The organism is Kitasatospora sp. NPDC048540, from assembly GCF_040651175.1.
Lineage (GTDB): Bacteria > Actinomycetota > Actinomycetes > Streptomycetales > Streptomycetaceae > Kitasatospora.
Map to the genome: position 1 here is coordinate 344497 of NZ_JBEZIR010000001.1, position 12590 is coordinate 357086.

At 74.8% G+C, this 12590-nt stretch carries 8 protein-coding genes; 6 read left to right on the forward strand and 2 right to left on the reverse strand.

Translation table 11 applies throughout. The annotated features are described in order from the left end of the window. Positions 1–93: 93 nt before the first annotated feature. On the forward strand, positions 94–390 hold the full coding sequence (locus tag AB0D08_RS01705) for an antibiotic biosynthesis monooxygenase (protein WP_033818042.1): 297 nt from the start codon (positions 94–96) through the stop codon (positions 388–390). A gap of 44 nt (positions 391–434) precedes the next feature. Here AB0D08_RS01705 and AB0D08_RS01710 read toward each other — a convergent pair whose 3' ends face one another. Further along, positions 435–815, reverse strand: coding sequence for a VOC family protein (locus tag AB0D08_RS01710; RefSeq protein WP_033818046.1), 381 nt, complete (start codon positions 813–815; stop codon positions 435–437). 107 nt (positions 816–922) lie between these two features. Here AB0D08_RS01710 and AB0D08_RS01715 point away from each other — a divergent pair, with 107 nt between their 5' ends. The 4 genes from AB0D08_RS01715 (at position 923) to AB0D08_RS01730 (ending at position 7898) form a co-directional block, all read left to right on the forward strand. After that, positions 923–3679 (forward strand): alpha/beta fold hydrolase, encoded by a 2757-nt coding sequence (locus tag AB0D08_RS01715; RefSeq protein WP_359885913.1) that lies wholly within the window; start codon positions 923–925, stop codon positions 3677–3679. After that, positions 3676–4545: an ABC transporter permease gene (locus AB0D08_RS01720; protein ID WP_359885914.1), complete on the forward strand. Its 870-nt coding sequence runs from the start codon at positions 3676–3678 to the stop codon at positions 4543–4545. The genes AB0D08_RS01715 and AB0D08_RS01720 overlap by 4 nt, the downstream gene beginning before the upstream one ends. 159 nt (positions 4546–4704) lie before the next feature. Continuing rightward, the gene (locus tag AB0D08_RS01725; RefSeq protein WP_033818045.1) at positions 4705–7398 is read left to right on the forward strand and encodes an MXAN_6230/SCO0854 family RING domain-containing protein; all 2694 of its coding nucleotides are present in this window, start codon (positions 4705–4707) and stop codon (positions 7396–7398) included. After that, positions 7395–7898 carry a GNAT family N-acetyltransferase gene (locus tag AB0D08_RS01730; protein WP_359885915.1) on the forward strand — a complete coding sequence of 168 codons (504 nt, stop codon included), beginning with the start codon at positions 7395–7397 and terminating at the stop codon, positions 7896–7898. Before AB0D08_RS01725 ends, AB0D08_RS01730 begins: the two co-directional genes overlap by 4 nt. A 65-nt stretch (positions 7899–7963) precedes the next feature. Here AB0D08_RS01730 and AB0D08_RS01735 read toward each other — a convergent pair whose 3' ends face one another. Next, positions 7964–9622, reverse strand: a complete 1659-nt coding sequence (locus AB0D08_RS01735; protein WP_359885916.1) for an alkaline phosphatase D family protein — start codon at positions 9620–9622, stop codon at positions 7964–7966. A gap of 328 nt (positions 9623–9950) precedes the next feature. Here AB0D08_RS01735 and AB0D08_RS01740 point away from each other — a divergent pair, with 328 nt between their 5' ends. Continuing rightward, positions 9951–12485 (forward strand): collagenase, encoded by a 2535-nt coding sequence (locus AB0D08_RS01740; RefSeq protein ID WP_359885917.1) that lies wholly within the window; start codon positions 9951–9953, stop codon positions 12483–12485. Positions 12486–12590 lie beyond the last annotated feature (105 nt).

A 12590-nucleotide genomic window follows, 5' to 3' on the forward strand; every position in this document is an offset into this window, starting at 1 on the left:
CTCCCTCCCGCCCCGGGCCCGCCGTCCTACGATGCACTGGCGTCACCACTCAGGGTGACGGTGTCCAGGCAGGGAGTGAGCATGAGCAGCGGTATGACCATCGGTCTGCTGGTCCGGATCGAAGCCAAGCCCGAGTACGCCGAGCAGGTCGGCGCGATGCTGCGCGACGCCGTCGCGCTCGCCAACGAGGAGGAGCGGACCCTGGCGTGGTTCTCCTTCCGGGAGAGCGCCACCACCTTCGGCGTCTTCGACACCTTCGCCGACGAGCAGGGCCGCGCCGCCCACCTGCAGGGCCGGATCGCGGCCGCCCTGATGGAGGCGGCGCCCACCATGCTGGCCGTGGCCCCCGACATCCGGCAGATCGACCTGCTGGCGGCCAAGCTGCCGTGACCCGGGCCGTCCGGGCGGTCCGGGCCGTCGGGCCGGGAGGCGCGTCAGGCCGTGGCGGCCCGTTCGGCGGCGCTGCGCTCGACGCAGAACTCGTTGCCCTCGGGGTCGGTGAGCACCGCCCAGCCGGAGCCGTCGGGGTTGCGCCGGTCGTCGGCCAGGGCGGCGCCGAGGGCGAGCAGCCGGTCGACCTCCTCGTCGCGGGTCCGGTCCTGCGGCTGGAGGTCCAGGTGGAGCCGGTTCTTGACGGTCTTGCCCTCGGGGACGGCGATGAACAGCACCCGGCCGCCCGGGGACTCGACCAGCACCTCGGGATCCTCGGGCCCGTCGTCCGGGTGGATCCGGGAGTCCAGGACGGCTGCCCAGAATCCGGCCAGCGCGTACGGATCGGCGCAGTCGACGGTCACCTGACGGATGAGAGAGGCCATGGTGGTCACTATGGCCGCTGCCACCCGGCCGGTCCAGCGCCCGCGGCGGGTGCGCCGCCGGGGGGCTTATCACCGTCCTACCCGAGCGGTGCATAGGATCGGTCACCATGGGTCTCGGTGGGGTGTGGCGCAGGTGGCCGGCGGGCCGGCGGGCGGTGGTGATCGGGCTGCTGCTGGCGCTGCTCGCCGTCCTCGGCGGGCTCGGCGCGGTGGCGGCCTCGGGCTCCGGCCAGGCGGTGCGCCGGGAGGACCGGGTGCTGGACCTGCCCGAGACCCCGGGCAGCGCCGCGACCGTGCCGATCGACACCTCGTTCTTCACCACCGGCTCCGGGCCGCGCCCGGCCGTCCTGCTGGCGCACGGCTTCGGCGGCTCCAAGGAGGGAGAGCGGGCGCGCGCCGAGCAGCTGGCGAGGTCCGGCTACGCGGTGCTGACCTGGTCCGCCCGCGGTTTCGGCAAGTCCGGCGGGAAGATCGGCCTGGACGCGCCCGACCGCGAGGTGCAGGACGTCCGGCACCTGGTCGACTGGCTGGCCCAGCGACCCGAGGTGCGGCTGGACGGACCCGGTGACCCGCGGGTCGGCATCACCGGCGCCTCGTACGGCGGCGGGGTGGCGCTGCTCGGCGCCGCGTACGACCCCCGGATCGACGCGGTGGCCACCCAGATCACCTGGTGGAACCTGGCCGACGCGCTGTTCCCGCAGGGGGTGCAGGGCGGCGGCGCGGCCGACGGGGTGTTCAAGAAGCTGTGGGCCGGGATCTTCTTCACCACCGGCTCGGCGGCCGACCCCTCGGCCGGCCCCGGCGGACGTCCCGGCGGCGCTCCGGCGCAGGGCCCGACCGGCTGCGGCCGGTTCCTGGACGAGCTGTGCGCGATGTACGACCGGGTGGCCACCGCCGGGCACGCCGACCCCGACGCGGTCGCGATGCTGGAGCGGTCCAGCCCGTCCTCGGTCGGCGACCGGATCAAGGTCCCCACCCTGGTGGTGCAGGGCCAGCAGGACTCGCTCTTCCCGCTCGACCAGGGCGACGAGATCGCCCGCGCGGTCGCCGCCAACGGCGCGCCGGTGGCCGTCGACTGGTTCGCAGGCGGCCACGACGGCGGCACCGAGGGCAGTGCCCGGGTCGACGACCGGGTCACCGCCTGGTTCGACCGCTACCTCGAGCAGCGGACCGGCACCGACACCGGCCCGGCGTTCCGGGTCACCCGGACCGGTGGCGTCGACTCCACCGGGTTCCAGGCCGTGCTGCGCGGCGCCGACGCCGCCGCCTACCCCGGGCTCGGCGGCACCGGCTCCCGTACCGTCCCGCTGGGCGGCGCCCCGCAGGAGATCGCCAACCCGCCGGGCGGCACCCCGCCCGACATCTCCACCGTGCCCGGCATCGGCGCCCTCGCCCAGGCCTCCGCGCTCGGCGCCGGCCTCGCGCTGGACTTCCCCGGCCAGTACGCCTCCTTCGACTCCGCGCCGCTCGACGCGGGCCTGCACCTCACCGGCGCGCCCACCACCAGGATCACGGTCCGGGCCGACCGCCCCGACGCGGTGCTCTTCGCCAAGCTGTACGACGTCGCACCGGACGGCAAGCAGGCGCTGCCCCAGCAGCTGGTCGCGCCGCTGCGGGTGACCGGTGCCGACGCGCCCGGCGGGCGGAGCGTCGACATCACGCTGCCCGCGGTCGACCACACCTTCGAGGCGGGCCACCGGCTGCGCCTGGTGCTGGCCGCCACTGACCTGGCGTACGCCTCGCCCGCGCAGAGCGCCACCTACCGGATCTCCGCGGACGGGCCGCTCACCGTACCGACCGTGGCGGCGCTGCACACCGAGGCCGCCCCGCTGCCCGCCCGGACCTGGCTGCTGCCGCTGGTCGCGCTCGGCGCGGCCGCCCTCCTGCTGCTGCCCCGGCGCCGCCTGCGGCACCGGGCGCCCGACCCGGCGCTGGCCGGTGTCCCGCTGCAGATCACCGGTCTGAGCAAGCGCTACCGCGGCGCCGCCGACCGGTACGCCGTCCGTGACCTGGGCTTCACGGTCGAGCAGGGCCAGGTGCTCGGCCTGCTCGGACCCAACGGCGCGGGCAAGACCACCACGCTGCGGATGCTGATGGGGCTGATCCGCCCCGACGCCGGCGAGATCCGGATCTTCGGGCACGCGGTCCGCGCCGGCTCCCCGGTGCTGTCGCGGGTCGGCTCGTTCGTGGAGGGCGCCGGTTTCCTCCCGCACCTCACCGGCCGGGACAACCTGCGGCTGTACTGGCGGGCCACCGGCCGTCCGGCCGAGGACGCCCACCTGGACGAGGCGCTGGCCATCGCCGACCTCGGCGAGGCGCTCGACCGGGCGGTGCGTACCTACTCCCAGGGCATGCGCCAGCGCCTGGCCATCGCCCAGGCCATGCTCGGCCTGCCCGACCTGCTGATCCTGGACGAGCCGACCAACGGCCTCGACCCGCCGCAGATCCGCGAGATGCGCGAGGTCATGATCCGGTACGCCGCCGCCGGGCGGACCGTCATCGTCTCCAGCCACCTGCTCTCCGAGATCGAGCAGAGCTGCACCCACCTGGTGGTGATGGACCGCGGCCGGCTGGTCGTCGCGGGCGAGGTCGCGGACATCGTCGGCGCCGGCGAGGTGCTGCTGGTCGCCACCCCCGCCGGGTTCGGCGGCGACCGCCGGGCGGTGGCCGCCGACAAGGTGGCCGCGCTGACCGGGGTCGCCTCCGCCGAGGTGGTCGACGGCGGGCTGCTGGTGCGCCTCGACGGCCTGACCGCCGGTGAGCTGCTGGTCGAACTGGTCCGGCTGGACGTCCCGGTCGAGCGGTTCGGGCCGCACCGCAGACTCGAGGACGCGTTCCTGTCACTGATCGGAGGAACGGCATGACCGCCCCCGCCCCCGCGCCCGCCGACACCGCCGCGGCCCCGGGCTACCGGCCCGGCCGGACCCTGCCGCTGCGGGTCGAGGCCGTCCGCCAACTGCGCCGCCGCCGGACCATGGTGATCGGCGGGGTGCTCGCCGCGATGCCGTTCATCGTGCTGGCCGCCTTCCAGATCGGCGGCACCCCCGACCGCCCGGACCGCACCACCTTCATCGAGCTGGCCACCGCCTCCGGGCCCAACTTCGCCGCCACCATGCTCTTCATGGGCACCGGCTTCCTGCTGGTCATCCCGATGGCGCTGTTCTGCGGCGACACCGTGGCCTCGGAGGCCAGCTGGTCCTCGCTGCGCTACCTGCTGGCCGCGCCGGTGCCCCGGGCCAGGCTGCTGGCCCGCAAGTTCACCGTCGGGCTGGCCTTCTCGGCGGCCGCGATCGTGCTGCTGCCGCTGGTCGGGCTGGGCGTCGGCACCGCCGCGTACGGCTGGGGCGACCTGTTGCTGCCCACCGGCGCCAGCCTGCCCGCCTCGGTGGCGCTGCCGCGGCTCGCCCTCGCGGTGGCCTTCGTGGTGGTCGCCGAACTGGTCGTCGGCGCCCTGGCGTTCTGGCTCTCCACCGCCACCGACGCCCCGCTCGGCGCGGTCGGCGGCGCCGTGTTCCTGACCATCGTCACCGGGGTGCTCGACGCCATCACCGCCCTCGGCGGCCTGCGCGAATGGCTGCCCGCGCACTGGAACTACGCCTGGGCGGACGCGCTGCAGCCGCAGCTGGAATGGGGCGGGATGCTCCAGGGCGCCTCGCTGTCCGTCAGCTACTCGCTGGTCCTGCTGGCGCTGGCGTTCCGCGGTTTCGCCCGCAAGGACGTGGTGTCCTGACCGGGTCCGCAAAGCCGTTCTACCGGGGCGGCCGGTGGGCTAGGGTGACGACTGCGCGGGGCGGCTCCGCGGTGTGCTTCCTTCTCCCAACTCACTGTAAATGAACCGAGTGCGCCCACTCTCCGCCCCGCGCCTCTCACCCCAGGGGGCCCCACCAGCATGACCAGCGCCACCCAGGCCGTCGCCGACCCGGACCTCGACACCTTCCTGCTCCGCCGTCGGGGCGCCGTCCACGTCCCGCCGGCCCTGCTCGGCGCCGCCGCCGACAGCTGGTCCGCCGCCGGGCTCACCGCCCTCGACGGCGACCTGCTCCAGCGCGGGCACGTGCTCGGCGCGTCGCTGCGCGCCACCCTGGCCCGCCTGCACCCGACCGACCTGGCGCTGCTCGGCTCCACGCTGCTGGCCCGGCTGGACGCCCTGTACGGCGCGGACCGCCGGCACCGCCCGCTGTTCCGCGGCTTCCCCGACAGCGTGCCCGACGACGCGCAGTCCTACTTCTCCGAGCAGATGCGGCAGTTCCTGCTGAGCCAGCCCCACCAGCCGTGCGTCCGGTGCGGCCGCACCGGCGCCGAGGCGGGCATCGGCGCCCTCGCGCCCTGCGCCCACCTGGTCTGCGCCGACTGCCTGGACCCGGCGGGCCCCGCGGACGGCGCCCCGCTGTCCGCCTGCCCGGTCTGCGGTGCCGAACTGGCCGCCGAGCGCCGCCTGGGCCCCGGCCGGGCGCCGTACTCGCACCGCGTGGTGGCACCCGAGGTCCGGCAGCGCAGCCTGGTCCCGCTGACCCTGGCCGAGGGCGCCGACCCCGCCGCCGCGGCCTTGGCCGAACTCGAGCTGCTGCTCGCCCGCCGCACCCCGCTGCCACCGCAGGACCGCGAGGACCTCGCCGTGCTGCTCGCCCACGCCCCCGCCGACCTCGCCGACCGGCTGCCCGACGCGATCCCGGTCCGCGAGACCAGGGCCACCGTCCTCGCGGCCCTGGTGCGCCGCGCACCCGAGGGCGCCGAGGCGCTGCTGCGCGCCCACGTCGACACCGCCACCGACGTGCTGCGCATCCTGTGGGCGCTGTCCGGTGCCGAGCCCGACCTGCTGCCCGCGAACGCCCGCAGGCTGCGCAACCTGCCGCGCCCGCTGCGCCGTTCGCTGCTCGCCGTGCTGGACGCGCTGCCGCTCGCCGCGCTCGCCGAGGACCTGCGGCGCCACCGGCAGGCCTGGCTGCGGGCCGGCGAACTGCTCCACCCGTCCGAGCACCGCCGCCGCTTCCCGTCGGTGGCCGCCGCGTTCGCACTGCTGCGGCAGACCGACCTGGAGGCGCACCCGGCCGCCGCCGGGCTCCTCGACGTGCCCGCGCCGCTGCGGGTGGACCGGCGCGAGCGCGGCACCCGGCTCGGCTTCACCGGCTTCGGCGGACAGGTCGAGGCCCGGCTCGCGGCCGGGGACCCGGCCGGGGCCACCGCACTGCTGGCCGCCCGGCCGGGCGAGCTGGTCCGCCGGCTCCACCACCTGCTGCGGGTGCACGCCACCGCCGCGCCCGGCGGCCCGCTGCCCGAGGCGTTCCTGCGGACCGTCGCGGAGGCGCTGCGCGCGGTCGGACCCGGTCCGCTGCTCGGCGCGTACGGGCGGCTGCGCGGGCCGCGCACCCCGGGCGAGCGGCGGCTGTACTTCCCGCGGGGCTCGGTCGCGCTGGCCCACGCCCGGGAGGACCACGGCACGGTGGTGCCCGCGGAGCTGAGCGGGCCGGTGTGCGAGCTGATCGAGGCCGAACTGCTGCGCCGGGCCCAGGGGCCGGCGTCCGGGCGGGGCACCGGGACCGCACTGTTGGACGAAGGACTGGCCGACCTGGTGGCGCCGTTCGCCGAACGGGCGGCCGCCAAGACGCTGGTGCCCGTGCCGCGCGGCAGCGTGCAGCCGCTGCCGGACGGCGGCCGGCTGCGGCTGTTCCTGCACTGGATGCAGCCCGAGGGGCTGCGGGTCGACCTCGACCTGTCGATCGCCCTGTACGGCGCCGACTGGCAGCTCGCCGGGCTGTGCGACTTCACCTCCCTGGTGTACGGGCAGCGGGCCGCGGTCCACTCCGGTGACCTGGTCGACGCGCCGCCGCCGCACGGCGCCACCGAGTTCGCCGACCTGGACCTGGAGCTGCTGGCCGGCCACGGTGTGCGCTACGCGGTGGTGCTCGTCCTCGCGTACAACGACATCGCCTTCGAGGAACTCACCGACGCCTTCACCGGGTTCATGGACCTCGCCGCACTCGGCCCGGCCGGCGACGGCTTCGACCCAAGGGCGGTGCGCCAGCGGATGGACCTGGCCGGTGACGCCCGGGTGTGCGTGCCGATGATCGTCGACCTGGCGGAGCGCCGGTACACCTGGACCGACCTCAACACCTCCGCCGCGGGCGGCTTCCACGACATCGCCCGGCACGGCGCGCAGGTCGGGCAGCTGTGCGCCGACGTGCTGGCCCACTTCGCGCCGGGCGCCCGGGCCACCCTGTGGGACCTGGCCTGTGTCACCGCCGCCGCCGACGCGCGTGAGGTGCTGGTCCGGGCCCGGGACGGCAAGACCGTCCGGACCTGGCGGCGGGCGGACGACGAGCCGGCCGGGCGGTTCGCCGCCCGGCTGCGCACCCTGAGCGGCCCGGACGGCGAGGAGCGGTTGGACGGCGAGGCGCTGGCCGCCCGGCTGGCCGGGACCGACGGACTGCTCTGCCTGGTCGACGGCGACCTGCCGGTGCCGGCGGGCCGGTCCGGGACGCTCTACCGGCTCCGCCCCGGCCCGCTCGACGCGGCGCCGGACACCCTGCGCCGGCTCGGCGCGGGCGACCTGGTCGCCCGCTTCGCCCCGGAGCAGTCGCGGTGACCGCGCCGGCGACCGGCTCGGCGGACCTGGGCGCGGCCGGTCCGCGGGTCCGGGCGGCGGTGCGGGCCGATCTGCCGCAGGTGGCGGTGCCGGCCGCCGAGCACGCGGCGTACGAGCGGGCGGCGCCGCCCGCCGAGGGGCTGGCGGAGCTGCTGGCGGCCGAGCTGTTCGAGCGGGCCGAGCCGCGGCTGAGCTGCCTGGTGGCCGAGCTGCCGGGGGGTGTCCTGGCCGGGTACGCCACCTGCACCGAGGAGTTCAGCACCTGGCAGGGGCGGGCCCACCTGCACCTGGACTGCCTCTACCTGCGCGACGAGCACCGCGGCCTCGGCCTCGGCGGTCTCGTGATCGGCGCGGTGGTGGCCGAGGCCGGCGCCCGCGGGCTGGCCGAGGTGCAGTGGAACACGCCGGTCTGGAACGAGGGCGCGATCCGCTTCCACGACCGGCTCGGCGCCACCCGCAAGGAGAAGCAGCGCTACAGCCTGGCCGTACCGCAGGCCTGAACCGGAACCGGGAACCGGCCGCGCCGCCGCCCGGTGGCCCGGGTGGCGGCACGGCCGGCGGGGTGTCACTTCACGGGCGCGTAGACCCGCTCGACCTGCTGGGTGCCGGAGCGGGTCCGGTACGAGCGGGTCCACTTGGAGGTGGCGTCCTGCCGGGTCCGGTCGGACAGCACGTAGTAGTCCATCTGCGCGGCCTGCGGGGTGATGTCCAGGACGCCGTAGCCGTGCGAGTCCAGGTCGATCCACTTGACGTGGCGGTTGGCGGCCTCCAGGGCGGCGACGGCCAGCAGCGAGATGGTCTGGGGGGCGACCTTGAGGACGTCGTCGATGTTGTCCGAGGTCACCGAGGTGACCACGAACTCGGTGGCGACGCTGCCCGAGGCCGGGTAGGTGGCGGCCTCGTACGGGACGTCGGCGGCCCAGGCGGAGTGGATGTCGCCGGTGAGGAAGACGGTGTTGCCGATGCCGTTCTGCTTGAGGTGGCCGAGCAGTTCGCGCCGGTCGTGGGTGTAGCCGTCCCACTGGTCGGTGTTGACCGCGATGCCCTCGCCGGGCAGGCCGAGCAGCTTGGCGAGCGGGCGCAGCAGGTAGCCGGGCAGCGAGAGGAAGGCGACCGGGGAGATCATCACCTCGTTGCCGATCAGCCGCCAGGTGGTGTCGGAGGCTGACAGGCCGGCCTTCAGCCAGTCCAGCTGCGCGCGGCCGGTGATGGTGCGGTCGGCGGAGTCGACGTCGCCGTTGCCGGCCTTGACCTGCTCGGAGCGGAACGAGCGCAGGTCCAGCAGGTGCAGGTCGGCGAGCTTGCCGTAGCGCAGCCGGCGGTAGGTGGTGCCGGCGACGGACGGGCGGACCGGCATCCACTCGAAATAGGCCTGCTTGGCGGCGGCGACCCGGTCGGCCCAGTTGCCCTCGGTGCCGGGGGTGTGGTTCTCGGCGCCGCCGGAGTAGGCGTCGTTGGCGAACTCGTGGTCGTCCCAGATCGCCACGGTCGGGATGGCGGCGTGCAGCGCCTGCAGGTCCGGGTCGGTCTTGTAACGGCCGTGCCGGATGCGGTAGTCGGCGAGGGTGGTGATCTCGTGGGCGGGCTCGTGCGGGCGGACCACGGTGCCGCGGGCGCAGTACTCGCCGGACTTGTACTCGTAGATGTAGTCGCCGAGGAACAGGAAGGCGTCGAGGTCGCCGCGGGCCGCGAGGTGGCGGTAGGCGGAGAAGTAGCCGGCCTCCCAGTTGGCGCAGGAGGCGACGCCCAGCCGCAGGTGGCTCAGCGCGGCGTCGGCGGCCGGGGTGGTGCGGGTGCGGGCGGCGGGGGAGGTGACGCCGCCGGCGGTGAAGCGGTACCAGTAGCCGGTGTCGGGGGTCAGGCCGCGGACGTCGGCCTTGACGGTGTGGTCGGACGCGGCGGTGGCGGTGACGGTGCCGCTCGCGACGACGGCGGTGAACGCCTTGTCGGTGGCCAGCTGCCAGACCACCGCGATGTCCTGGCCTCTGCCGGAGCCGGGTACGGCGTCCGGGGACGGGGTGACGCGGGTCCACAGCAGGATGCCGTCCGGCAGCGGGTCGCCGGAGGCGACGCCGTGCAGGAACTGGGGCGTGGGCGCGGCGGAGGCGGTGGCCCCGCCGAGGCCCAGCGGTACGGCGACGGCGCCCGCGGTCAGCGCGGCGGCCTTGAGGACCCGGCGGCGGCGCGGCCGGGCAGCGGAGAGGGTGTCAGGGGTCTCGGTCACGTCGCCGTAGGCTACTAGCCGGTAACGGGCTCTCCAACCCCTGCGACTGACTGTTCGTCGACTCTTCACCCGGTGGTCCGGAGGCCCCCGTCCCGGCCCGGCCGTGCCAACCGGCCGTCCGTGGGTGCAAGTTGACGGCTCCCCGGGTCTTCCCAACGCCATGTGATACATGCAATTGTACATGTCACACCCTCTGTCGGGCCGGGCAGCACGGTCCCCGCCGCGCCGCCCGCCCGAGGTTCCCCCGGCCGCACCCCCACCCCGGCCACCCCCCCACATCCCATGGCCGCGTCCGCGCGCGGCCGTCCACCGGCCCGGAGGCCCCCACGTGAGTTCCTTCCGGACATCGGCCACACCACACCTCGCCCGGCTGCTGCTCACCGCAGCCCTGGCCCTGTGCCTGGCGTTCGGCCTGTTCTCCCCCAGAAGCCAGGCCGCCGTCCCCGCCGCACCCGCCGCACCGGCACCCGCGACCCCGGCGGGAGCACCGCCGCGCCCCGCCACCGGCACCCCCTCCGCCGAGGACCAGCACCTCGGCGGCACCGTCGCGCCCGCCGACCGCGCCCCCCGCAGCGCCGACCCGGCCACCGCCCGCACCGACTACGCCAAGCCCAAGGCCCCCGCCGCGCCCCGCGCCCTCGACGCCACCTGCAACGTCTCCGACTTCGCCACCAAGTCCGGCGCAGCCCTGGTCCAGCAGGTCAAGTCGGTCCCCACCGACTGCGTCAACACCCTGTTCACGCTCACCGGCGCGGACGCGGGCGCGGTCTTCCGCGAGGCCCAGATGGTCACCGTCGCCGACGCGCTGCGCGACGTCTCCGCCGCCTACCCCGGCGACAACAGCACCTCCGTCGGCCAGCTGGTGCTCTTCCTGCGCGCCGGCTACTTCGTGCAGTGGTACCACCCCGCCGACGTCGGCAGCTACGGCACCGCCCTGAAGACCGCCATCCGCGGCGCCCTGGACACCTTCTACGCCGCGCCGCACTCCGGCGACGTCACCGACGCCAACGGCCAGATCCTGTACGAGGCCGTCACCCTGATCGACAGCGCCGCCGAGAACGCCCGCTACCTGTACGTCGTCAAGCGGCTGCTGAACGGCTACAACAGCTCCTACGACGGCCTGTGGTCGATGCTCTACGCCGTCAACAACACCTACACCGTGCTGTGGCGCGGCCACCAGAACGCGGACTACCAGGCCGCCGTCCAGGCCGACCCCAGCATCACCGACACCCTGACCGACTTCGCCGTCCGCAACTTCGGCCTGCTCGGCGGCGACCGCGGCTACCTGGCCGCCAACGCCGGCCTGGAACTCGGCCGCTTCCTGCGCTACCAGCCGCTGCTCACCAAGGTCCGCCCGCAGGTCAAGGGACTGCTCGACCGCAGCGCGATCACCGGCCCCAGCTCCGCCCTGTGGGTCGACCTCGCGGTCGCCACCGACACCTACGACCAGGCCGACTGCGCCTACTACGGCACCTGCGACCTCGCCGCCCGGCTGCGCGCCGCCGTCCTGACCATCAACTACCCCTGCAGCCCCAGCATCCGGATCGTCGCCCAGCAGGCCGCCACCGCCGACCTGGCCGCCACCTGCACCAGCCTGGTCAACCAGGACGCCTACTTCCACAGCGTCCTCAAGGACAGCGGCCCGGTCGCCGGGGACAACAACACCACCATCGAGGTGGTCGTCTTCCACTCCAGCAGCGACTACCAGACCTACGCCGGACCGATCTTCGGGATATCCACCGACAACGGCGGCATGTACCTGGAGGGCGACCCGGCCGCGGCCGGCAACCAGCCCCGGTTCATCGCCTACGAGGCCGAGTGGCTGCGGCCCGCTTTCCAGGTGTGGAACCTCAACCACGAGTACACCCACTACCTCGACGGCCGCTACGACATGTACGGCAACTTCGACGCCGGCACCACCACGCCGACCGTCTGGTGGAGCGAGGGCCTGGCCGAGTACATCTCGTACTCCTACCGGGGGGCCCGCTACGACGACGCGATCACCCAGGCCGGCCTGCACACCTACAGCCTGCGCACGCTCTTCGACACCACCTACGACAACGCCGACCAGACCCGGATCTACAACTGGGGTTACCTGGCGGTCCGCTACATGGTCGAGAAGCACCGGCCGGACCTGGACGCGGTGCTCGCCAAGTACCGCACCGGTGACTTCACCGGCGCCCGGACCTACCTCACCACCACCGTCGGCACCCGCTACGACGCGGACTTCGCCGCCTGGCTGACCGCCTGCAACACCGGCGCCTGCGAGCCCGGCAACCAGACCAACCAGCCGCCGGTGGCCGCCTTCACGGCCGCGGTCAGCGACCTGTCCGTCGCCTTCGCCGACACCTCCACCGACCCGGACGGCACCATCGCCGCCCGCAGCTGGGACTTCGGCGACGGCACCACCTCCACCGCCGCCAACCCCAGCAAGTCCTACGCCGCGGCCGGCAGTTACCCGGTGACCCTGACCGTGACCGACAACAAGGGCGCCACCGCGAGCCTCAGCCGCACGCTCACCGTCAGCGGCCTGCCGCTGTGCGGCGCGGCCGACGTCCGGCAGTACGACCGCAACTGCCGCCGCACCGGCGTCGCCGCCACCACCGGCAACGTCAGCTACATGTTCGCCTACCTGCCGGCCGGCGTGAAGCAGCTCAAGCTCACCAGCAGCGGCGGCACCGGCAACGCCGACCTCTACTGGAACGGCCGCAGCTGGGCCACCAACACCGCGTACACCGCCAAGTCCGTCCACGCCGGCAACGCCGAGACCCTGACCGTCACCAACCCGCCGTCGGGCTGGGTGTACTTCAGCCTCTACGCCAAGCAGGGCTTCAGCGGGGTGACGATGAAGGTCGAGTACTGACGCACCGCCGCACCGACGGTCCGCCCTCCCGCCCGCACCCGGGCGGGAGGGCGGACCTGCGGACCTGCGGACCGAACGGGAGAGCGTGGGGGTGGGTAAGAGGGT